The following is a 23,546-nucleotide window of genomic DNA, read 5'->3' as shown; positions in this document are numbered from 1 at the left end:
AATATCAAATGGTTTTGGGTCATTTTTTGGGTCAAACTAGGTCAAAATTGGGTCAAAGAATTAGCGTGAATTGATGTATGCATCAAATTTTTCAATGGTGCTAGCTTTGGTTTTCTTGGTCACATGCGTATAAATGTCCATTGTCGTTTTTACATCTGTATGTCCTAGCCTCTCTTGCACTTCTTTAATACTTGCACCCGCTTCAAATAATAGTGAGCAATGGGTATGGCGTAAACCATGTGTAGTAATAGGCTGAAGCTTGTATTTATCAATTACTTTTTGGAGCCACTTTTGCGTTTGAACAGGTTGGATGAAGCGGTTATATTTATTGCTAAATACGAGTTGCTTTTTATTAGATGTATTAATGCCTTTTGCTAAATAATTCTTACTTTGTTGTAACTTCCACTTTGATAGTAAAGACATTGAAGTTTGATCCATTTTGATCGTTCGTACTACACCATTTTTAGTTGTCTTCAGGTACAATTGACAATCCTTACCGCGTGAAATCGCTTTGTTAATACGAATTTCACTTCGTTCAAAGTTGATATCATTCCACATCAGTGCTAATACCTCACCTTTACGCATACCTGAATAGCTTAATACATGAAATATTGTAAAAACCATTAGATTATCTTGCTGTTCAAAGCTTTGAAGCAGTTTTATTAATTGTTCTCGTTCGTAAAAGTTTTCAAATTCTGCCTCATCTAAAACGAATTGCTTGCGCTTTTTAGGCATTTCAACCAATGTAAAAGGATTTTTATCAATGTAGCCATGTTTAATCGCATAATCGAGAACTTTTGCAGCATAGGACTTAACCATGCGAAACCGCTTTAGCTTCTTAGCCCACTGATTTACATGCTTTTGGCAAGTTGCAATATCAATCTTGTCAACTTTATAAGAACCCATAGCAGGCAAAATGTGATTTTTAAAAATACCGATAGTTTTTACAAATGTACTTTCTTCAACGCTGTTTTCGTACTGCTCAACCCACATGTTATAAATATCTTGATACGTTTCATATTGTTGTTTTTTATATGTGCCACTGTATACCTCGAGCTGTAACTGATTCATAGCATCTTGCGCCTCTTTACGTGATTTAAAGCCACGTCGAGTAGTAGTTATAGGCTTTCCAGTTAATGAATCTGTACCAAGGTAAAACTTAAACATAAAACGCTTTTCGCCATTTTTTAATGTGTACTCTTTGATTTGGGGATTTCTCGCCAAAGTAATTCCTCCTCTGTACTGCTTACGGAGACAGAGCGTAAGGTGAGTAGTACCTTACATACATATCATATTATGTATTGCGTTTGAAGACAAATTAGAATTTAGAAATAAATAAAATTGACATGCAGTATTAATTAGTAGGCAATTTTGGACATGAATTTATTAGACTTCGTGTTTTATAATCATTCGGAGTATATAGGGAAAATGAAAATATAATGAAAAATACAATTCCAGATTGGGATCTTTTTATTTTGTCGAAATGAATTCCGGTAATTTGGAATTTTTGATAAAATATATAAATGTAATTAGCTTTAATAGGGGGGATACTATGATGGGATTGTTCGACAAAATAATTAATCGTAATAAACGAAACAAGGATAATTTCTCTGATAGTATTGATCTTGTTTTAAATTATGGGTTCTTTTATAGAGAGTTAAAAGGAAGTTAGGGAAAGGTGATGTTCTAATGTCTGTAGAAATAGCAGGGGCTGCTGGATATGATTATCAAGATCTAATATGTCTATATATAAGTATTTTATTAAGTGAACTAGAGGGTATTCAATGTAAAATCGAAAATTTCGATGGGGAAGACTGTGAAATAAGATACATATACGAAAATGAAGAATATGTAATTGATGTACAAGTGAAAAATAGAACAAATTTCATTGAAATCGAGGAATTTAGTGAGTGGATAAGTCATTTTGAGAAATATAGTTCAGATATGCATTTATTAAAAAAACTAAATGAAGATAGAAATAGATTTTTACTTTTTGTAACCAACAATAGGGTTGAAAATAATTTAATAAATTTTGTTATGGATGAAAAAGGTTTATTGCATTTAACAAATAGTAAAGGTTTTAATTACACACTGATTGATCAGATTAAAGTAGACATTAAAAATGTATTTAAAGAATCTACGCCGCTAGCAATCAAAAGAAAAGAAGAAATAGATAATTTTTGCACGGATTCGACAAGTAATATATTTAGATATATATTTAAAAAAATTAAAATTTGGGAATTGAAAAGTGAAGAATTAGTTAAAGAACAGCTGGAGAATCTTTTAAATAAAAAATATCTTGTTCCCAAGAGTAAAGTTAACAAACTGATATTTGAAATGCTAGATACAGTAAAAAGTTATAAAGGAAATAATCAATCAATAATAGAAGAAATAATTTCAAAAATTGATTTATATAGTGAATCGTTAGTTCTCCCTGTGGATACTTTGTTTATTGAAAATAAAGACTTTTCTGTTTTAGAGGACACTTTAGGAGAAAGTCATTTCCTATTACTTTCCGGAGTCCCGTTATGTGGTAAGTCATTTTATGCTAAAAGACTAGCGAGTAAATATCAACAAAAGGGCTATTATTGTTTGATCACTTCAGAAGTTGATGAGGCAATGAACTTTGTTTCAAAAAATGATATGGAAGATAAGTTTTTAATTCTTGAAGACCCTTTTGGGGCAATAACTCCTGAGCAAAGGGTTTCTGAAATAATTCGGAAATTAAATATTATATGTACAAATAGCAATGTGAATAAAAAGATAATTATTACATCTAGAAAAGATATTTTATTAAATGTCTTTAATGTTAATTCATTAGCTTCTTGTAATATTGGTGAAGTTTCATGGTTTGATTTAACTAATAAGGATACAAACTTTTTGCAAGAGTATTGGAAAATGAAAATTACGAATGAAAATTTTTCAAATGTTATAGATGAAATAATAAACTATTTGAAAAAGCACAGTATAGATAATTATTTGCAAATAGGAGAATTAAACCATTTATTAAATACTACACCGATTGATGCACTACCAGAAATGGAAACCTCTACAGTTGTTGATCTAGCTCGTGTTAACTCACATGATATAGCTAATTTTATTATTAATGACTTAAGTGATGTTTATAAAAAGGTGTTTATAGCATTGACTTTAGCATGTAATACAACAAAACCTATTGAACCTAGACATCTACATTATATATTAAGTGAAGTTTCAGATTACTTTTCTATAAGAAAAGAGCTGGATGTTATAGGGGGGGGATCATTTAGTTTAACAGAAAATGAAGAAAATAATAATATTATTTGGGATTATAGTAAAGAATTTGAAAAAATATCAAATGAAAATTTTAAACAAGCCATAATTTATTTTAGGAAATGTGGTTATATAAATATTACTAGTGATGGCATAATATTTAATCATCCAATTTATCAACATGTAGGCTATATAATTATACTTAAGGATCTTGAAATAGAGTATTATGCAGATGAAGCCATATATGAAATGTTGAAAAAAGGAATAGCTACTACTTCTAAGTTTACTGGTAATTCAACTATAAGAGTTTTAGAATATTTATATTTAAATTTGCAGAATAACAACAGGGTTTTAGAGCTGTTGTACATGGCTTTTAAATCTATTTTTCCTTCAGTTATAGATAGGAGTATATCTTTTCTTCTAGAGCATTTTAGTGGATTCGATAAAAATAACCAAAAAATATTAATTGATACTATAATGTTAAATAAAGATAATAAAGAAATAATCAAATGGCATAATGATGAACCATATATTTTTGAAAATGAATTAACAATGTCTAGATATCTTGAAAATCTTTTAACACAAAGAAGCAATAATTTAGATCTTCTTTCTAAAGAATCTCTATCTTCAAAAGAGGTCTGGGAGTGCTTAAGGATAGAATATAATGAAGAGATAAAATCTCCTTACTTAGAGGTTTTGAAGGGAGCTATCTTCCTTGACGAGGTATTTATTAAGGAGAAAGCATATTATAATCTATTTAAATTTTTTGTACATGAAGATATAAACTTAAGTAAATTATTGATTTATAATGAGCATCCTAATATCATATATAAAAGTTATTTAGGTGCCTTCCATAATTGGGGTAATTATTCGGCTGAATCAAAGGAATACTTAATTACGAAATTAAAAGAATATTTGAAAGAGCCTCCAGTATCAATAAGATTCTTAAGGTTTTTGGAAAATTTTCAAGATGAATATATAACAGATGGGATTCCGTGGTCAGAATTAAACCATTCTCAAAAAAAAGAGCTATGGGAAGTATGGTACGAATTATTTAATCAAGTTTTTTATTATTTTCCATTTGATTTCAAAAGAATACATGAAGCACATTTAGTAGCAGTTACTGAGGACTCCTTAAAATATGTCCGTGATGCAAATTTAATTGTTAATTTCTCCTCTAATTGGCATAAGTGGTTGAAATCTCTTAATAGAAGTTATCCTGATGATTACGGTATGAGTGTAGCAGCATATTTAATGGAAGGGACTAAGAATGACAGCGAAGCAAGAAAAGAGGTTTTTAAAACTTTAATAAATGATGATGAAACTAGCTTAATAACTACACATTTAAGCCACTTTATAGATTATTGGGAATTGCTAAGTCAAGAAGAGAAGGATTTAATTATAAGTATAACTAATAGTTGTAGAGAAGATAATATTTGGATAAAAGCAATACTTTTAACCGGGAGTTTTATACCCAAGGAAGTGGTTGTAGATATTTTTGGGGAAAATATATTAGAATATGATACTAATTCGATAATACAAGAATTTATTAATAAAGATTTATTAGAACCTTGCTTGAATATATATACAGGATTTCCACAGCCGTTATGGTGGAATGGGTATCATCATAAAAACAGAAAATTCTGGGACAAAATAATTCATGCAATTTTAGAAGGTGGAGAAGTAAATCAAACTTTTAAATTAGCTTTAAAAGAATATATGGATTGTTTGTATAATTATTCTAGTAGATTTGATGAGGATTTGGAGCTATATGATGCGCTTTTAAAATCTGAAAGTAAGGTAAAATTAGTATTTGAAAAATTATTGTTAGTATCAGCTACTCAAAATCAATCAAATAAAAAATTGTGGGACAGATTTACTCAAAAATTATTTTCCAAAGAAGATCCATTCTATATTGATTTAATCTTAGAAAATATAGAGGCTTTACAATACCAACAACTCTCAGATAGAGATTTGATGGAATATTTTGATTGGGATTACATCTTAAATAATATTATATTGAATATAGAAAGTGATAATCATTTATTAAAAATTATCAATTTGCTAAAAAAAGGTCATTTTGTACTTAAAATGAATGATGGTACTGAAATTAGAACATTGGATTGGCTAAAAATAAAATTAAATTACGAACCACCAAAATTAAGTTTAGTTAATAAAATTATTAAGCATGAATTAGAGTCATTAGAACTGATAGATGAAGAACTTGAAGTTATTTTTGAAGATAATAGGCGAAGCTATATTACTAAAGGAAGTAATAATTCTAGGGTTTTTAAAGAACAATATAAATTAAAGAATTGGATAGAATAGATACTTTTATTTTAAAAGTATCTATTAGAGAAAATTGTCAACTTCTTGGTATACCAAGAAGTTGACAATTTGCTTTAGAAACAGAGTGTAAGGAAGAATAGTACCATTATATTGTGTCTGCGTTTGAAGACTAATAAAAAGAACATGAAAAAAAGTGACACGTTTTAATAGTTGATATATTTAATAAAATTCTCAAATGCACTGGCTTTGATTTCCTCTGTTTCAATAATATAAACATCTGATGTAATGTCCTTAAAGCTATGACCCAGCCGCTTCTTTATTTCGTAATGTGTTGCACCACTTATATAATACATTGTAGCATGTGTCCGTCTTAAATCATGAGGTGAAATCTTTTTGAGTTTATATTTTTCTTGGATATTATTGCACCAGTCCCAAGCCTTAGATGGATAAGTAATATTATTTTTCTTATCAGAAAATACAAGGCTATCGGAACTTAAATTATAATGCAAAACGGATTGAATTGATTTCCACTCATTTAAAATTTCAAGTGTGTGATCATCAATCTTTAATAGTCTATGATCAGATGTTTTAGTGGAAGAAATTATTAGTTTCCCATTTTTATCATAGGTAACAGCTTTGTTTATTGTAATTTCCTTTTTATCAAAATTGATGTCACTCCATTGTAAAGCAAAACCTTCTCCACGCCTAATACCTGTATAGCATAGAAGCCGTAAATATGCATATTTTTTTATATCTTCATTTTTAGTAGCTTCTAAAAACTCTATTAGTTCTTCACGGCTATAGTAGTCTTTGGTGGATTCTTTTTGCTTTTTAATGGGTGTCGTAACTGCCTTCATGGGATTTCTTTCAATAACATCTAATTTCATCGCATAATCAAATACTTTGGCTGCATAATGTTCAACTGTTTTATGTTTTTTTAATTGATCATACCAAATGTATGCTGCATTTTCACAATGTTTGTAAGTAATAGATTGCATTTTAATGGGACCTAAAAAAGGCAGAATATGATCCAGAAAAAGTTGCTTTGTTTTATGATAGGTAGAAGGTTTAACGGATTTTTGATAAATTGATAACCATTCATTATAAATATCACTATATGTCTTTTTTTCAGGGCGATAGCCTTCTTTAAATTTTATTTTCAGTCGTAAATATTCATTTGTTGCAGCTGTTATTGTTTTAAAGCCACGTCGAGTAGTTTCAATTCGTTTACCGGTAGAAGCGGTTCCTAGATAAATCTTGAATTTATATCTTGTTTCCCCTGATACTAACTTATATGATTTAATTGCTTTAATTTTTGCCATAATAACTTCTCCGTTTGCTAGTAGCTATTTTTTTCTATAAATTTATCTAATTCGTGTTTATAGATTCGTTTAGTACCATCGATTTCAAATACTTTTAGCCCTTCACATTTAAATTTTTGAAAGGTGTTATACGATACTCCTAAATATTCAGCCGCTTCTCTAATAGTTAGTAACTGTTTCTCAGGTTTGGATATTTGCTTAGTAATAGCTGTTATTATTTCATTTTTCAACTCTTCTAGATATTGTTTAAATTCTCGTTCTGTCATTTTGATGGCTCCTTTGCTCTTTGTCTAAACAATATACCCGCCAGATTTTATTTTTTTAAGAGTATTTTTTATTTATTTTTTCTTTTATTTGATAGAAGTTTGAAAAATTAAAGACGGTATGCTAAGATTTACAAAACCTAGTTTTAACAGAACTGAATATTTATCAAATGACCTCCTATTGCGCCAAAAGTTTGAATTAGGGGGTCATATTTATGAGACGCATTTTAATTTTTATTTTTAAAAATGGAACAGCGCATAACTGTGATGAAATATAAATAGTTCTCATATAAGAGGTGGTGTTTTCACTGGAAAAAGGTGTAGAAAGCATTGAGACCGAACAAGTAGTTGGATTTGTTAGTGAAATAGACGAGGAAATTATGTCTGTTATTTACTGATTATACGATAAGACTTTGAAAGATTTAGTAAATAGATGAAGTACAATGTAAACTGAATTTAAATTCATCTCTCAGTTTTTAATACCTGAAATACAAAAACCTTAGTTTTCTGTTTAATGCAGAAACTAAGGTTTTTCTAATGGAAAATTATCTTTATTTGTGGATATGTATTTAAATTAGCTTTTATAGGATATGTATAAACTCCAATGATTTTGCTTTGAAACTAGGATCAAAAATACCTCATGATAGTATAAATAACAAGAAGCCATTTTGAAAAAAAGATTAAACAAAATGGATTCTTACCCAATAGATTTAAATTTCAGTTTCATGTGTTCCTTCACAATAGCGCCCGATTGTTGAATTAGAATGGATTTACTCCTATAACAAACGGACAGTTTTGTTCCCTTCCTTAATTTCCATTCTCTAAATTTTAACATAATTATCTAATATAGCCTTAAATCATCATGCAAGAATATGGCCCTTTAATAAAAAACAAGCGCTGATCCTTGTTACAGATTCGCGCCCTATTGTTGAATAAGTAAAAAACCTGTATTCCATACAGGTTTTTATCAAAACTTATTATAAATAATCGAACTTAATTATAAATTATCAATCTTTATTAAAAGATCACATTAAAATTATTTTTTCTTCAGTAACTTTTTCTCTAAAAACATCAAAGACTTTTCCGGATTTTCAAATGACATCTCGTATATCTTCTTATAACTGTTATACAATTGTTCATTAATCCATATACCTCTTTTTATAGGAATATTAGAATGCTCAAGAAACCATGTGAATGATTGAATATCTGATGATTCGAATTTATTTTTTAAGTATTTGAAAATTGGTGGTTTCTTTCCTTTACGGGATATTAAATAACACATTGCTTCAATATCTGTGATGCTAAAGTTGAAATAACCTTTTACTTTATCACTAAGGGATTCTTTTAATGTTTCATCCACTTCCTCGTAAAAGGATGGAACAGAAGGGAAGTTATTTATGTTAACAGATATTATATAAATATTTTGTACACCCTTAAACTTATTGGAGAAACTCGAATTTAGTATATTCTGATATGCTTTATCCGCTTGTATAATTGGATCAATAAATAACTTTTTAAGGTCCTTTTTGATAGATTCTTTGTCAGCATTAATACTTGAATTCACTGTAGGTCTCGCACCTTTAGCTTCAATAATAATTAAATCCTCATTCAATCTCAAATAAAAATCAGAAGAAAGGGACGGACTTTTTGTTCCATAATCAAACTCCTCAATATACTCATAATCAAACCTAGAATTTTGAATAGCTTCTTTCAATATAAGGTCGATATATTTTTCGAAGGGACGTCCAAAAAAGGTAAGAAATCTTCTATCTTTTTCAGGGTAACACCCTCTTATTCTGTGATATAAACCATCAAAGATCCCATTTGAAAGAATATCATAGTTAAAAGGAATAAATTCATCCGAATTTAATTTTAGTAAAGGAAGCTCTTGGAGTTTTAGATAATTCCAGCTGTTATCTATAGTAGAGCTAGCCCATTTTTGTGCCTCAGTAATATTTATGGATAAATCATCAATAATTTTTGGTGCTATATGCTTTAACTCAGTATTTTTAAAAAACTCATTTTTATTTTTTACCCAAGTTGTTGAAAATGAAACCCTCTGTGGCAGCACCAAAGTCAACAAGGCAAAATTAACAGCTAAATACTGTTCAATTGAATAACCATAGAAATTAACGAAATCACTATTTATATCTAAAAACTCTTTTTCTTTGTATAGCTCCTGCTGTTTTGATAATTCAGAGTAGATAAAGAAAGCTCTCGCTAATTCATTTCCTAAATTGGTGTGTTTTGAAAAAGAAAGTACTTGTAATAAAAAATCATCTGGTTCTATGTGTTTTGGTAAAAAATCTGATACTTTCAAGAACAAATTTATTGTATTAAAAATATCTTCCTCTTTGATTTCTTCATTTAATGTTGATTCTTGCCCATACGCTAATAACCATTTATACAAATTTAATATTGCCTGCGAAGCAAATAATACTTCGTCTTTATTTTTTTCTGTATTTATTCCTAATATGTTACTAAATGAGCCAAGATAAGAATTTTTAAGATACTCTGCGGCGTTTTTTTCCATTGCAGCAAATTGTGATACTAAAATTAACGTCTTCTTTAAGTTTAGAGACTTTATTGAGTCAATTATTTGTTCTTTAATTGGTTCTCTACCGAAGATTTGCTCAAAAGTCATAAATGGTTTTGCTGCTTTTGCAATAGCACCGTAATTATATTTTTTCTTTTTATTCTCCAATAAACTTCTACTCCCTACCAACAACCGTTGCTTTTATTAAGAAATTTCACATTCTCATAGAATAATAATAATCAAATTATTCACTAATTTAAAATAATAATCATTTGAGCTCCTAATTTGTTCCTCATTACTATTATTTTCTGCCTATTATCAAGCTATATTTTTCCAATAACTATTATACCAGCAACCTGTACCATTAGTCTAAGTGAAAAACATAATAAATGCTTATACAACAATCTGGCCCTTTCCATGAATAAAGACGTTTTCCTTATTACACAAAAGCGCCAGGCTGTGGAAGATCAAAAGCATTTAACAAAGCCTCTATTACTTCAATACTACAAACCTAAAAAGGTAATAATACAATTAATTAAGTAAAGATCTTAAAGAGGTATATTTAAAAAATATGAAAAAACCAGGACTCTAGTGAGCTTGGATTACAGCACGAACAAGATGGCACTTGTGAAGATCTCGATATACTTCCTCGTAAATGTTCAGAATAACTTCTAGATTAATATTATTTCTGAAATAAAAAAACCCTTACCTATTTAGAGGGTAAGGAATGAATTTATTTTATTTGTCTTGTGCCAAATAAAAATTTTCTTTTGCCTGGTTGTAGGCAGCTTCATTTTTCTTAATTAGTTTTATGTTAGGTTGAACGGTCTTTGAAAAATTAAGATTAAGCTCTGGTTCTTTCATACGGGCTTCTAACGATTTTGAAAATCTTGTCATAAAAATCCCTCCGTTTGCCTTTCTTTACTAGTATTATATCTTTTTTTTAGGAAATAAACAGCAAATGATTTATCCATCAATTTCTATAGTATTTTTTAATTAACAAATCGTAAAACACGGAAATTAACTTTTCCCCATCAAATGGCTTTTTTGCAGGGTTTACACGTAAATAAAAATGTGTGATAGGTGATGTATTCTCACCATTGCGATCTGCAGTATTAACAAACATTTCAATACCATTAAAGAGGGTTCTAGTAACTGAAGGTGATAGCTGAAGGATAGGGTGTTTATGTACCTGTAAGATATGCTAAGTTAACCCCTAGTATGTAATTTATGCGAATATATTAGCTTCCATTTGATCAGAGCAGTCTATTACAAGTAAAAAGGGATAATTATGATAAAATAGTAACATAAATTATGACTAGTTAAATTATATATACGTTTTAACCAGAGTATTGTGATAAGGAGAAAAGAAATGACAGCTATCGAAATACTATCATGGCCTTTTATACAAGAAAGCATCAATCAAATTAACAACAAAGAGCAGTATTTAAATTATCCAGTTATTTATGTTTTGAATGGCAATAAAGAAGCTTATATTGGTGAAACGGTTTATTTTAAAAATCGTATGAAAGCTCATTTAAAAGCACGTAAAAATATTAAACAAGTAAATTTGATTAAACACGAACACTTTAATCGTTCAGCAACCTTTCATCTAGAGACAAAGCTGATTAACTACTTCCTTGGTGATGAAAAATATACGCTTCAAAATAAAAGTAAGACGGCTAACGATTTTACTCATAACTACTACAATAAACCTTATTACGACCAACAACTATTTAAAGAACTTTGGCAAAAACTATATGAACAAAAGCTTGTCGACAATGAGTTACATGTAATTGAAAACAAAGATATTTTTAAATTATCTCCTTTCAAAGATTTATCTTTAGAACAACTTGAATTAAAAGATAAAGTACTAGAGTTTTGTGAGAAACGAGTTACTCAAAACTCAAGTGAATATGGAAGTCTATTAGTTATTGAAGGTGAAGCGGGCGTTGGAAAGAGCGTTGTGTTAAGTTCTATTTTCAATACGATTCAAGAAAGAGTAGAAGAAGCATCTTCAAATTTATATCGTACAGAAAATTATTTAGCTGTGAACCATGAGGAAATGTTTAAAACATATAAAAACATAGCAAAACAAGTGAAACATTTAAAAGGCAAAAACTTTGCAAAACCTACATCTCTGATTAATATGTTGCAAAAAGAGGGAAAAAAGGCTGATATCATTTTCGTAGATGAAGCACATTTATTGCTAACAAAGCCAGATACTTATAATGGCTTCCACGGCAATAATCATTTAGAGGAGTTTTTGAAGCTAGCAAAGGTAGTTGTCATTATTTATGATCAAGATCAAGTATTAAAACTGAAGAGTCTATGGGGAACAGCAACACTAGAAGGGCTTAAGAAATTAAGTACTTTTCACGAAGAATACCAGTTAACAAATCAATTCCGCATGCAAGCAAATGATGACGTAATCAATTGGATAAACGAATTCAAGCGAAAAAAATTATTGCCGCTTCCTAAAGATAAAAACTATGAATTTAAAGTATTTGAATCTTTGAAGGACATGCATGATGAAATTAAATCCCAAAATACTCAGCGCGGTTTAAGTCGTGTTGTATCAACGTTTGATTACATACATAAAAAAGATGGTGGGACCTACTACGTGAAAGAATCAAATGGTGAATACCAAATGCCATGGAATACAACAAGTACGAAATATACATGGGCAGAAAAAGCAGAAACCGTTCACGAGGCTGGATCAATTTATACAATACAGGGCTTTGATTTAAATTATGTTGGTGTCGTGCTTGGGCCATCTGTTCAATATGACGCTGCTAAAGATGAAATCAGCATTGATACGAGTAAGTATATGGATAAAGGTGCATATACAGGTATGGACGGAATTGAAAATGTAAATGAAGCAAAGGAAAAAATCGTCCTAAATTCAATCAATATCTTGATGAAGCGTGGAATTAGGGGTCTGTACATTTATTCAAGTGATGAAGCGTTGCGCAATAAACTTTTAGAATATCAAAAAGCAGGTGAATAGTATGAGTGAGTTAGAACAACTACGTAAAAGTATTTTGCAATTCCGAGACCAACGTAACTGGCAGCAATTCCATAATCCTAAGGATCTAGCACTCTCCTTATCATTAGAAGCAAGTGAATTATTAGAGCTATTTCAATGGAAAACGAGTGAGGAAGCAGTTGAAAAGAATTTAGATAAGATGAAGGAGGAGCTAGCGGATGTTTTGATTTATGCGATATTGTTTGCGAATGAAACGGATTTGGACTTAGTAAAAATAATAAATAATAAACTTCAAAAAAATAATGAAAAATATCCAATTGAAAAATTTGCTGGAAAAAATACTAAATACAATGAGATATAAATATTAATACAAATATTTGCTTGAAAAATTGATATGATTTTTGGATTAAAGTTACCGCTTCATCAATATTTTTTTATTTAAGGATGTGTGATTTAAAATGAATGCTGCATTTCTTAAAACATATGATCTAATGGGAGTTTACCTAACGTATTCTGATATTTATGATAGAAAACCTACGCTTTATGAAATGGAATTGTGCATTTCTTAACTTTACACAAAAAAATGTTTAGCTTAGCAATAGATCAGACAACAGTTACTCTAAAACAAAAATAACATCGGAGGTATTTATGGAAAAATTAGAAAGCCACCTTTTTCATATAAAAAGTAATTTATTAAATATGGCCTTTTTTGGAGGGCATTTATGTAATGGGTATATAAACAATGATGATTATGCTAAATCTAGAGCTGTATTAACATATTTAACTAAAGAAATATTTTCGATTCACAGATTTCCAGGCTTTGATGAATATTATCTGTCTACAAATGGTTATCATCTTAGAAAAGCATTTATGGAATTGACTTTGGAGGATATACAAGAAGCAAAAGATGAATTAGAAAAACTGTATATTCATACACAGACTTATTTAAAAGAAAAATTCCCATCAAAAAATTCTGTAATTTTAGGTAGATCATTGAATTATGAGGAGGTAAAACAAGTTACTAACCGATTGCTTGACAAAAATGTTAAAGATGATGACCATATTCAATTTGAAACTAACATCATTCTTTCTTTTGCAGACAAGAACTTCCTTGGATCTTATGGTAGTAATGTATTTTTAAAAATGGATGTTTCATTTGACCAAATACTTATGCATTATGATTGTATTTATTATCCAGATGGAACAACAGGGGAAGAAAAAGAACATGAGGTATGGGTAATTAACAATAACTTATTTGGTAGAATAACACAGCCTAAAGGTAACTTTAAGTCAGAAAATTTAAGAAAAAGTGATAGCCATTACTTAACTGAATATGATTTCCCTTTGGATTTCCAACCTAAAAATAGTAACTTTTATAGCTATGATTATGCATTCGAAAGGCATTTTAATGTATGGAATGACCCATGGGTGCAAAGTGTAATAAAACTAAGAAGGAAATTAGGAAAAATAAAATAGATAGTGTTGAATATTAAAAGCATTTATTAATAAAAAATGGATGTTTGTTAGCCGTTTTTTTATAATCAACTACACGATACGTAGAAAAATATAGTAAATAGATGAAATACAAATATTAATTTTAATTCACCGATGATTTTTATCAAATTTGAATAGCTATAAAAAAACCTTGGTTACCGTTATACGAAAAACCAAGGTTTTTCTTATGGAAATTTATCTGATATAGGGAAGTAATAGTACATATAATCCCTTTTTTTGTTCCTTTGATAAATTTTTAATAATATTAAATAATTCGTCATCTATATTTTCACTTTGTAGAAATTTATCTTGTGGAATCTTAATAGCTGTATCAACTTTGTTTTCCAGTAATAAAAAGAATGAGCTAAGCGTTAGTCCAAATTGCTCGCAAATTTCACCTAACAGTGTATAATTCGCTTCCTGAATGCCACTTTCTATTCGTGAAATAGATGCTTGAGAAATATCTAATTTTTGAGCAAGATCACTCATACTTAAATTATTTTCTTTGCGTAATGAACGTATTAACTGTCCTATTTGCAAGTTATTCATATATGTTATTTCAACTCCACTTTTATCGTTTAATTAATCGTACAGTTATTGTATTTTACAATCAATAGAAAATAAATTATACTTAAAACGTAAATATACATAATGAGTAACGAATGGGGTTGAACGTCATCGGAAACTTTGAATCAGCACTTATTTTATTAATAGATGAAAGGATTGATGTGCTTTATCATAATAAAGTTTTTAGGAATCACCAAAATGAAATGGTTAAAGATGTTAAACAGAAATTATCCAAAACTCTTTCAGGCATAAGTGAAATTGAAGTTAAAGAGATTTCTGAGTCGATACAGATATCAATTCTTAATTATCAGCACTTATTATTTCAAGATATATACAAGCAAGGCTTTTTAGATGGGATTGTACTGAGAGAAAAAATATCAGGGGGATCGATAAACGATGAAAGCACTTTTTAAAGGTCAACTCACGATGGATGTATATAAAATTGTAGAGAGTTTAGGGGATGAAGAAGCTACACGAAATTTTGCACATGAAGATATTACATCTGAATTGTTAAAAGAACTAAGGACATTAGTCGAAGCAAAAGGCTATCGCGTTCCTTACGTGGGGATAAATTTAGAATATGAGGGTGTACCTACTACACAATATGAATCAATAATAAATAAAGCTATTAAAGAAGCTAAAAATAGAGAAATATATATTCGTGGAAAAGGGACTATAACAAATATAACCTTTTAAATGGCATTTAAGGTGCAGTTTTTTGGTAAGTAAAATCTTCTAAAAAACTGCTCTTTTTGTAACTTGTAAATTCAATTTGGAAATCCTTGTATACAAGAGGTGACGTAATTGAATAATGACAACATAGAAATTGAGAAATTTAAATCTTTATTTTTAGAAGATAAAATCTATAATGCACTAAAAAAGTATGGTTATAAGGAAGAGGTGCTTTTTCCTGAGTTTATTAAAACTTTAAATGCTAAAAGGCTTTATACTTCATTAGAAGTCTCTACAATGCTTAATATGAATGTTAGTAGTTTCCGCTATTATGTTACAAACCTTTGTAAATTTGAGTATCTTGAGAATGTAAGAGAGGGGAGAAATTATAAGTTTAATTATATAAGTATTTATAAATTGTATTTAGTGCAGCAGTTTTTAAAGAGGCAAGGTAAAAATTTGAATAATGTTAAGCTATTGTTAGATGAAAGCGTTGATAGTTATCAAAAAGAAATTAAATTAATAAAGAATGCCATAAAAAGACAAGATCAATATATTGGCTTCCTTTTTAAGTTTGAAAAAGGGAATATGCAAACCAATGAAGAAGTCCAAGTATTATATAAAAAAATGAAGATAATTGAAAAAGTAATATTGTCTTGGAACGAAAATCAAGAAGAAATATTTAGAATAGAACAGTCCTTATATATATTGAATCAGAAAGCTTTTAGGATAAACGACGAGATAAATATTTGTTTGAGAAAGTTACTTTACCTTGAAAGTGATTTTAATATTTTGTTGTTGAAAAATGACTATTGTTCGAAAGTTCATGAGCATAAAGATTTTATAAAGCAAACAAAGAAAGGCTTATTTAAAAGGTTATTAAATAACAGTCCATTGGATGTAAGAGATAGTGAATGTACAAATTTAAGTAAACAAATCCAAGATTTAAAAAACGAAATTATTGTTGAACAAGAACGTAAAAGTAATTTAGAAAAAGAACTATTTCTACTATATAAAGAAATTGAGAGAGAAACTACTAAGAAAATGGAGTTTACTGAAAGAAATAGAGAGTTTATAAATACTTTTATATTGAATTTAAAATCTACTTAGAGATATCCGGATTAATAGAGAGTAATATTTTGATGGGGTTTAAAGATGGAAAGGCTTATACCTTATTTATGACTAAATAATACAAAACATAAAGAGAAGGAATAATCTTTCTTTGTGTTTTGTATTATTCTGTTTTGATTTTATGGAAAAAGGGTTATTAATTTTGACTATAGTATTTCATTAAAAAGTCTGTTTCTAGTTGCATTTCTTTATTTAAAGTTCTTTCTACTTCCATTAACCAACCTTTATAGCGGCGTGAAAAATCAACCTTTCGAAAAGTAAAGGGATATAAGTCTTCTAACATTTCATTTTTAATAATATCTAACACAAACTCAATCTCTAAATCCCCAGGTAAATCTAAGACAAATACTTTATAATGTGTTCCTCTTTCAGCATTGAAACCTTCTCTAATAGAGTCTTTACGTAACCCTCTTCCTTCAATTTTACGTCTCCATGCTCCAATTGCTTCTTTTAATCGATATGTTTCAATTTTTAATAAGCGTTCCAATGAATTAATTTTTTTTTCTAGTTCTACAATTTGTTCATTTTCTTCATGTTGATTTTGTATTTTAACCACATCCTTTGATATTTTAAAACATTATATCTGCAAAAAATGATATTACTAGAGTAATTACAAATTTTATTCAGCTAAATAAATTCGTGTAACATCCTCACGGTTGTGACCGATTAATTTAGAGACTGCTAATCGTGCATCTCCTTCTGTATAACCTTTTTCAATAAATAGTTCATATTGTTCTTTTGCATAGGCATGTCTAAAACTATGCATTGTAATTTCAACACCCTTTGGCCGAGTGTTGAGTGGGTCTAATACTTTTTGGCGATTATTCCTAATAAAATCTTGCACACGTTGAATTACTTGATGTGCTTTCTGATCTCGCAAAATAAAAAGTTTCTCTCCGCGATTGACCTGTTGCATTGCATCTTGTAAAACGCTAAAGGATTGTGTTTGTAAGGGGATTTGTCGTATTAATCCACCTTTTCCTTTAACAGTTAGAAAGCCTTCACGTAATGCTTTTTCAGCATCCACACGGCTTAATCTAACCGCTTCATGTACACGTAAGCCCTGTTCACGACACAGCATAATAATAAGTGCGAGGGAAGGAGAATTAGATTGTTGTGCCAATGTTACTAAGGCTTGATATTCCAGTTCGGTAGGACGACGATCAACTCCACCAAAGCGCCTTCTTTCTAAATGGAATTCATTATAATTTTCGCTTAAAATTTGATTGCTACTCAGCTGATAACGAGGATTAGGGATTTGATCATGAAAATATCTGATAGCAGCTAAATCATTTTTAATTGTAGAAGCGGATTTGCCCTCGCTTTGTCGTTCACTTACATAATCTACGAGATGCTTATTTTGAATGTTAGCAAGTGTTTTTAAATTATAGTTGTCCGCTACGAAGCGGCAAAATAAGTCCATATGATTGTAGTATTGAGGTAGTGTTTTATTCACACTAACACCTTTTGCATGTCTAGCAATTTTATTTAATTGCAACATCAAGTTAAAATAGGCCCCTTTATTGCTCACATCTTCATTAGTAGATACGGCCGTACGAATCTCTCTTTCTGCTTTAATCCATCCTCGATTTCCGATAACAAACATTCCTTTCTTCATAGCTGTATAAAAAGGGCAGACCCCACCCATATGTGAAATTAGCTTATCTTTATGAAATTTATATAGATGGGCGTTGGAAAAGCCTGAAATAACAAGCGTCTTCCCTCATAACCCATACTGTCTATATGGTGCTATATAAATTTTTAATTTTCATAATGATAATGAAAGTGTTAAGTAATAAATTTGCACAACTTTAAGCATGAATGCTTAACGCAAAATTAGCGGGTGCAACTCACTTATACTTGCCCTAAAGCAAGATTCACCGAAAGGAGTGAGAAGTGAGGTCAATGTCCGCAGACAAAAAATCCGATGACTAATGTAACAAGTAACCTACTTTAAATAGTAGTCGCTAATGCACTTGGCGATATTTCCGTCACTCCTGCCCATTGAGTGTTAGCTCCTTATATTTTTAGGTGTACTATCACCATTTAATATTTATCTCCAAGCCAAATTTGAGATAAGGTTTTTGAAACAACTGGTATCGAGCAACAGCTATGTGATCCAGACCAAATCAGAGGTAGACAACAGCACGATCTGAAATTGGATTTTTTCTTTATATAAAACGCTGTGTTGATTCTGTTAGAGCAAAAAATCAGCGTATCTTTTTTGCTCTATATTACAAAGATTGGTGGGGGGAAATGCTAACTAGAAAAGATAAGTGGATTGTTCGATATATAGAAATATGCTGAAAAGTGAGCATGAGGATATTTTTAAAGGACGTTCAAAAAAAATTGAGTTTTAAATAAAAGGATAAAAAAAAGTGGTTTTCAGTCCAAGAGACCGTATAATTTTTTTGATAGATAAAAATAAATGAATAAAAGATGGATTTATATATATATGATAGCAGTTGGTTTATTCTATTCGAATAGATATAAGGGGATTTCCGGAAAAAAATTCAGATTTATTGTTTATTAGATTAGTTTATTTTCATTTAATTCAACAATACCTTCAAATCACTATATCAAATATAAAAATGGTAACCATTAAAAGTAACCAACACAAAAAATCTTTATATGCTATTTGGTGGTCACATCAATACAGGGGTTGTATATGAGGCTACGAACAGTCTATAGGTTTGTTACGTTTAATCGACATTAATATTAGTTACTCATATTAGAAACCAGATTATGAGTAGGAGAAAATGACCAGCCTTACATTATATTAAAATGATCTTGTATCCACTGCTAATGTTATAATGCAATCCTCCGTTTTCTAAATTTCCTTTTTTAAATTATCACTGATACATAAATTTCGCTTAAAGATAGAACTATTTCAAAGCAAGGGGGATTTCATTGCAAAATCGAGGAATTCCTAATTATTTCAACTAGATTGTCGATCCTTCAGAATTCGGTTCATAAAGTGATTAGAGATTTTTTTTATTAATTTTCCAAGATATAAACACAAAAATTGTATTTTTTTGAATTTCATTACTTAATGTTTGTTGAATTGAACTATTGACTGTTATGATGGTATCACTATCTCATTTGGGGGGCTAAGAGTTTGGAAATATTATTGCCGAATATAGTAAGCTCAATTGCTAGTATTGATAGTTTCAATCAGCAAGTATATGCAGCAATTGATAAAAAATATAAAAATATAAAAATTAATGCTTCAAACTTAACTTTTATAACTCCATTAGGAATGGTGAGCTTGGTACTTGCTATACAAAATTTAAATAAATTTATGGATGTACATTTAGATCTAAACGGCTGCCAGAATGTATCATATCTTGAAAGGTTAAATTTTTTTAAAAATTTACCTCCAAATATATTAAGAGATTATCATATAGAGGAATTCGAGTTAAGGAATAGAAATGATACAAGCTCAATTTTATTGGAAATTTTACCATTAAAAACAGAAGAGGATATTGAATGTATGACAGACTCTATTTTTAAAATATTTACTCAAAATAATTTATCAAAAAAAATTGCTAATAATATAATGAACATTACAACGGAACTAGGTACAAACATTCTTCATCATAGTGAGGGGAATGGGTATGTAACAATTCAATTATATAAGACTACTAATAAAATTCGTATAGGCATTGCCGATGATGGAGTTGGTATTATACAAAAATTCAAAACTAAGGCAAATTCCTCCGTTGCTCAACACGAGATTTTAAGAAAGGCTTTTATGGTAAACGAAAGTACAAGAGAATCTTCCGGTGGTATGGGATTGAATAATATGCGAATAAATTCTTTTGCTGATAGTTTTAAAAGTACTAGGCTGTTATTGAAGACAGGTAATAATATATACGATATTTTAAGTCGAGATATTCATATTTTTAAAACGACATCAACATATCCAGGTACTTACTACGATTTTTGTATAGAAGTAGCTTGACAATTATTGAAAAGTAGAATAAGGTTAATTTAACGTTTTCAAATTTAAAATTGAAATCAGGGAGGTGATTATTATTAATGCGGTATCACTTTGTCCGGAGTTAATAAGTAATAAGCACCTTATTAGTAGAATAAAAGTAGCACCAATTAAAGAGGAAATTATTAAAATAATTTCACATGCAGATACCAATACAGTTTTTTACTATGATTTTAAGGATGTTCAAGCTATAAATAGCTCTGGAGTAGATGAATTGGTTAGTAAAGTAATTAAGCATTTATGTGAATATGAAAAAGATAAATATCTTTATTTTATCAATCTTAATAATCAGGATCATGAGCATGCTTATAATATTGAAACAACTTTACACGGCACAAAATTAGCGATTGTTGAAAAAGACGCCAATGGAAAAGCGAACTTTATCGGTGATATTTCTGACACGCATAGTAAAATTTTAGACCAGGTATACTTACTAAAAATGACTACTGCTAGAGATATAGCTGATTTACTAAACAAACAACCGAATTTAATTAGTACACATCTAAATTCACTCTACAAGCAAAGATTAGTTAAACGAGTTGAGGAACCTTTGATAGAGGGTGGAAGACAATTTGTATATAAAAGTATTTTTTAGGGAAGGAAACTTCCTTAAAAATCTCTATAGGTTTCAATTTTTAAATTGAAATCATTTTTAAAATATCGGTTTCAATTTTTTTTTTGAAAATGAAAGGGGGTGAGTAAGATAAGTATCAACAACAAATCATACGGGGCAATAGTTTTGGTAATTACCGGAATGCTAATTTTACTTTTTTCTAATCAGTATTTTGCAAATGTGCATGCTGAAAATGTTCAAAGAGCAATTGAAATAATTTTTAGTGAAAATGCTAAGGAATTGTCAATATTTTGGTTTTTAACACTACTGGGAGCAGCACTAGAATTATCAGGAGTAATATTAATGTTAAAAGTGACTTGGGAGTCTATTAAATATTCGTACTATGAATATAGTATTGGATTACATGTTGTAATATCAATCATAGTATTTGCAGGAGCTTTTGCAACAATTTTCTATGCATTAAAAGCAGTTATTGGAATCTTATTAATTGCTGTAGTAGGAATAGCATTATTAATTGGAGATAACAAAAAGTGATAATTTGAGGGGGTGCAGAGATGAAAAGACATTCAGGTGGGAAAGTGGGAAAAGCCGGAAGAACGTTAAGCAGCAAAAAAAGTTCAAAAAAACAAAAAAGCGGAGCTGCTAAAGTCTTGAAGAAACATCAAGATGAAAAACATTAAAAGCTTAAATACCGGCAAACATTTAAGCTTTCAATGAATGGAGCAATTTTATCTTGATTGACGGCAATCAATTAAGGTATATCACTCTAAGGGTTGTTTTTATAACTGTATTTATAATTTTAGTTTTCTTTTTAAATAAATTCAACTACATATTTAGAGTGATGCTCCTAATTAAATCTTATAAGGGAGTGATCGTGATGTGTAAAATAACACCTCATTTTCGTTGTGCGCACATGGTGAGAGGCCATTTTAGAAATACTCGATACGGTAGAATATGGATAGGACCACATGAACGTGCAGCAACGGTTGTTAATGACCATTGTATTTGGGCTTAATCCGTAGGGCAGTTTACTGCCCTATAATAAATTGGGGGTAGAATTATGAGGTTTTCTAAGTATTTTTGTTTAAATAATTCATCACAAAAAGATTTGAGTTTTATAGATATTCGAGTTGATTGGGATAATAAATTATTTATTGACCCAACTCGTATTGAAGCTGAAACAGATACGTTTTCAGCAGAATGTGACAGTATTATTCTAGACTTTTTCAATACTGTATTAGATTTATATGGAGTAAAAAATATAGATGAAGCTAGGAGTAACTTGGTGTATTCTGGTGAATCCAATGAATTGTTTTTAGGATATACTGAAGGATTTCCTCAAGGTACAGGCAATAGTGAGGAAGAGTTAGCTGAAATATTCAACTATATTCACATTAAAGAATTAATTTCAAAAGGATTAATTGGTCGTATAGAAGACCTGCATGTATTTATTGATAAATTTGGTTGCGATAAAATGTCTGATTTAATTGCAAGTTTAATTAAGAAAGAATTAGTTGAATATACTGTTCAACAAAGTGAGAAATATAATATAAAAAGAGATTTTAAGTTAACAAAAAAATATTGGAATCACCATACACATCAATGGGACGAATTTACAGAATACGTGCCTAGTATAAAAGGACATGGTGGGAGAGATTTTCCTGTCGTGCTTGTACCAAAAAGGTATGTAGTGACTTCGTACTTATATGATGCAGAAAAGTATTGGGAAAAGATAGTCAGCCGAAGTAGGCAAGATTTTCACAAGATAGATAGAACCTCTCTCTACATTAATAAGGCTAATAGTAGAGGTCAACTTAACAAAAAGGATATTTGGGAGCATGAGTCTCAAGGTAGGAGTTTAAAAGAATACCTTATAGATTATACGATTGATGATTTAACTGCTATAAATAGCTTTAGACAAGGAATCAAAAATACTCAAAGATCTAATGAAAACAATGCTTTAAGTGATGACGAAATAGATCGTATTATTAATGAGTCTTTAGGGAATTTCCCATCGGAAACAATTATTAGGTAATTATGAAATAGTACCCTTTAAAGGTGCTATTTTATTTTGATTTAAAAGTTGAATATTAATCTAATAGGTACTTACCTGAAGTTTAAATACTTAATGATGAGAGTTTCAATAGATGTAGAGACCTATTTTACTAAACCTTTTATATGTCAATTTTAGCAAGAGATTCTAAAAGCTATTTAAGAAGAAATTCTAAATGAAAAAACAAAAAAGGTTGTTAATTCTGAGGGATAACTAGTTGCACTTTCAAAGTATTGAAAGACAAGCAACTACTTTAAAAAAGTACAGTGTTTATGCGTTCGAAGGACTATAGCGGAATACTGTTGTTGGCTTGGAATTTGCGAAACCTAAAGTGATGAAGATGCTTTTTATGTTTAAATTTATATTCGGTAAATTCGGGATATTGAATTATTAGAACAGTTACA

Annotated in this window: 20 protein-coding genes; 12 read left to right on the top strand and 8 right to left on the bottom strand. The window is 29.6% G+C overall.

Annotation, left to right across the window (positions count from 1 at the left end; translation table 11 throughout):
- Nucleotides 1-60: 60 nt before the first annotated feature.
- Nucleotides 61-1,224 carry a tyrosine-type recombinase/integrase gene (locus ACIQXF_RS08405; RefSeq protein ID WP_402781377.1) on the bottom strand — a complete coding sequence of 388 codons (1,164 nt, stop codon included), beginning with the start codon at nucleotides 1,222-1,224 and terminating at the stop codon, nucleotides 61-63.
- A 465-nt stretch (nucleotides 1,225-1,689) separates the two neighbouring features.
- Here ACIQXF_RS08405 and ACIQXF_RS08400 point away from each other — a divergent pair, with 465 nt between their 5' ends.
- The gene (locus tag ACIQXF_RS08400; RefSeq protein WP_402781374.1) at nucleotides 1,690-5,580 is read left to right on the top strand and encodes an nSTAND3 domain-containing NTPase; all 3,891 of its coding nucleotides are present in this window, start codon (nucleotides 1,690-1,692) and stop codon (nucleotides 5,578-5,580) included.
- Nucleotides 5,581-5,744: 164 nt separating this feature from the next.
- Here the strand turns inward: ACIQXF_RS08400 and ACIQXF_RS08395 are convergent, their stop codons facing one another.
- The 4 genes from ACIQXF_RS08395 to ACIQXF_RS08380 form a co-directional block, all read right to left on the bottom strand.
- Complete coding sequence (locus tag ACIQXF_RS08395; RefSeq protein WP_402781371.1) at nucleotides 5,745-6,863, bottom strand: tyrosine-type recombinase/integrase; 1,119 nt, start codon at nucleotides 6,861-6,863, stop codon at nucleotides 5,745-5,747.
- Nucleotides 6,864-6,880: 17 nt separating this feature from the next.
- Entirely contained in the window at nucleotides 6,881-7,129 is a 249-nt protein-coding gene (locus tag ACIQXF_RS08390) for a helix-turn-helix domain-containing protein (protein WP_036145623.1), read from the bottom strand.
- A gap of 1,033 nt (nucleotides 7,130-8,162) precedes the next feature.
- Nucleotides 8,163-9,830: a hypothetical protein gene (locus ACIQXF_RS08385; RefSeq protein ID WP_402781368.1), complete on the bottom strand. Its 1,668-nt coding sequence runs from the start codon at nucleotides 9,828-9,830 to the stop codon at nucleotides 8,163-8,165.
- Nucleotides 9,831-10,400: 570 nt separating this feature from the next.
- Nucleotides 10,401-10,559 (bottom strand): hypothetical protein, encoded by a 159-nt coding sequence (locus tag ACIQXF_RS08380; RefSeq protein ID WP_402781365.1) that lies wholly within the window; start codon nucleotides 10,557-10,559, stop codon nucleotides 10,401-10,403.
- 475 nt (nucleotides 10,560-11,034) lie between these two features.
- Here ACIQXF_RS08380 and ACIQXF_RS08375 point away from each other — a divergent pair, with 475 nt between their 5' ends.
- The 3 genes from ACIQXF_RS08375 (at nucleotide 11,035) to ACIQXF_RS08365 (ending at nucleotide 14,127) form a co-directional block, all read left to right on the top strand.
- Nucleotides 11,035-12,672, top strand: a complete 1,638-nt coding sequence (locus ACIQXF_RS08375; protein ID WP_402781362.1) for a DNA/RNA helicase domain-containing protein — start codon at nucleotides 11,035-11,037, stop codon at nucleotides 12,670-12,672.
- 1 nt (nucleotide 12,673) lies between these two features.
- On the top strand, nucleotides 12,674-13,012 hold the full coding sequence (locus ACIQXF_RS08370; protein ID WP_312128506.1) for a nucleotide pyrophosphohydrolase: 339 nt from the start codon (nucleotides 12,674-12,676) through the stop codon (nucleotides 13,010-13,012).
- Between the two features lie 287 nt (nucleotides 13,013-13,299).
- Complete coding sequence (locus ACIQXF_RS08365) at nucleotides 13,300-14,127, top strand: hypothetical protein (protein WP_391539358.1); 828 nt, start codon at nucleotides 13,300-13,302, stop codon at nucleotides 14,125-14,127.
- Nucleotides 14,128-14,340: 213 nt separating this feature from the next.
- Here ACIQXF_RS08365 and ACIQXF_RS08360 read toward each other — a convergent pair whose 3' ends face one another.
- Nucleotides 14,341-14,694 (bottom strand): helix-turn-helix domain-containing protein, encoded by a 354-nt coding sequence (locus ACIQXF_RS08360; protein WP_391539357.1) that lies wholly within the window; start codon nucleotides 14,692-14,694, stop codon nucleotides 14,341-14,343.
- 119 nt (nucleotides 14,695-14,813) lie between these two features.
- On the opposite strand from ACIQXF_RS08360, the gene ACIQXF_RS08355 reads away from it, so the two are divergent.
- The 3 genes from ACIQXF_RS08355 to ACIQXF_RS08345 all read left to right on the top strand — a co-directional run bounded on the left by ACIQXF_RS08355 (nucleotide 14,814) and on the right by ACIQXF_RS08345 (nucleotide 16,494).
- Nucleotides 14,814-15,125: a hypothetical protein gene (locus tag ACIQXF_RS08355; RefSeq protein ID WP_259949745.1), complete on the top strand. Its 312-nt coding sequence runs from the start codon at nucleotides 14,814-14,816 to the stop codon at nucleotides 15,123-15,125.
- Nucleotides 15,109-15,408, top strand: coding sequence for a hypothetical protein (locus tag ACIQXF_RS08350; RefSeq protein ID WP_391539356.1), 300 nt, complete (start codon nucleotides 15,109-15,111; stop codon nucleotides 15,406-15,408). Before ACIQXF_RS08355 ends, ACIQXF_RS08350 begins: the two co-directional genes overlap by 17 nt.
- Nucleotides 15,409-15,516: 108 nt before the next feature.
- On the top strand, nucleotides 15,517-16,494 hold the full coding sequence (locus ACIQXF_RS08345) for a hypothetical protein (RefSeq protein ID WP_402781353.1): 978 nt from the start codon (nucleotides 15,517-15,519) through the stop codon (nucleotides 16,492-16,494).
- Nucleotides 16,495-16,651: 157 nt separating this feature from the next.
- Here ACIQXF_RS08345 and ACIQXF_RS08340 read toward each other — a convergent pair whose 3' ends face one another.
- Both ACIQXF_RS08340 and ACIQXF_RS08335 read right to left on the bottom strand, forming a co-directional pair.
- On the bottom strand, nucleotides 16,652-17,071 hold the full coding sequence (locus ACIQXF_RS08340; protein ID WP_402781350.1) for a hypothetical protein: 420 nt from the start codon (nucleotides 17,069-17,071) through the stop codon (nucleotides 16,652-16,654).
- Between the two features lie 63 nt (nucleotides 17,072-17,134).
- Entirely contained in the window at nucleotides 17,135-18,133 is a 999-nt protein-coding gene (locus tag ACIQXF_RS08335) for a tyrosine-type recombinase/integrase (RefSeq protein WP_402781347.1), read from the bottom strand.
- Between the two features lie 1,500 nt (nucleotides 18,134-19,633).
- Between ACIQXF_RS08335 and ACIQXF_RS08330 the strand changes: the two genes are divergently transcribed.
- The 5 genes from ACIQXF_RS08330 (at nucleotide 19,634) to ACIQXF_RS08310 (ending at nucleotide 23,124) form a co-directional block, all read left to right on the top strand.
- On the top strand, nucleotides 19,634-20,479 hold the full coding sequence (locus tag ACIQXF_RS08330; RefSeq protein WP_402781344.1) for an ATP-binding protein: 846 nt from the start codon (nucleotides 19,634-19,636) through the stop codon (nucleotides 20,477-20,479).
- Between the two features lie 64 nt (nucleotides 20,480-20,543).
- Nucleotides 20,544-21,110: an ArsR family transcriptional regulator gene (locus tag ACIQXF_RS08325; RefSeq protein ID WP_096364860.1), complete on the top strand. Its 567-nt coding sequence runs from the start codon at nucleotides 20,544-20,546 to the stop codon at nucleotides 21,108-21,110.
- A gap of 144 nt (nucleotides 21,111-21,254) precedes the next feature.
- Nucleotides 21,255-21,623 carry a hypothetical protein gene (locus ACIQXF_RS08320; protein WP_107925230.1) on the top strand — a complete coding sequence of 123 codons (369 nt, stop codon included), beginning with the start codon at nucleotides 21,255-21,257 and terminating at the stop codon, nucleotides 21,621-21,623.
- Nucleotides 21,624-21,643: 20 nt separating this feature from the next.
- Complete coding sequence (locus ACIQXF_RS08315) at nucleotides 21,644-21,769, top strand: hypothetical protein (RefSeq protein WP_255250348.1); 126 nt, start codon at nucleotides 21,644-21,646, stop codon at nucleotides 21,767-21,769.
- A gap of 380 nt (nucleotides 21,770-22,149) precedes the next feature.
- Complete coding sequence (locus ACIQXF_RS08310) at nucleotides 22,150-23,124, top strand: hypothetical protein (RefSeq protein WP_402781337.1); 975 nt, start codon at nucleotides 22,150-22,152, stop codon at nucleotides 23,122-23,124.
- Nucleotides 23,125-23,546 lie beyond the last annotated feature (422 nt).

This window comes from Lysinibacillus sp. NPDC097231, assembly GCF_044761885.1.
In the GTDB taxonomy this organism is placed as follows: Bacteria; Bacillota; Bacilli; order Bacillales_A; family Planococcaceae; genus Lysinibacillus.
The sequence above is the reverse complement of the archived record's forward strand: the minus strand, read 5'-3'. Positions and strand labels throughout refer to the sequence as shown.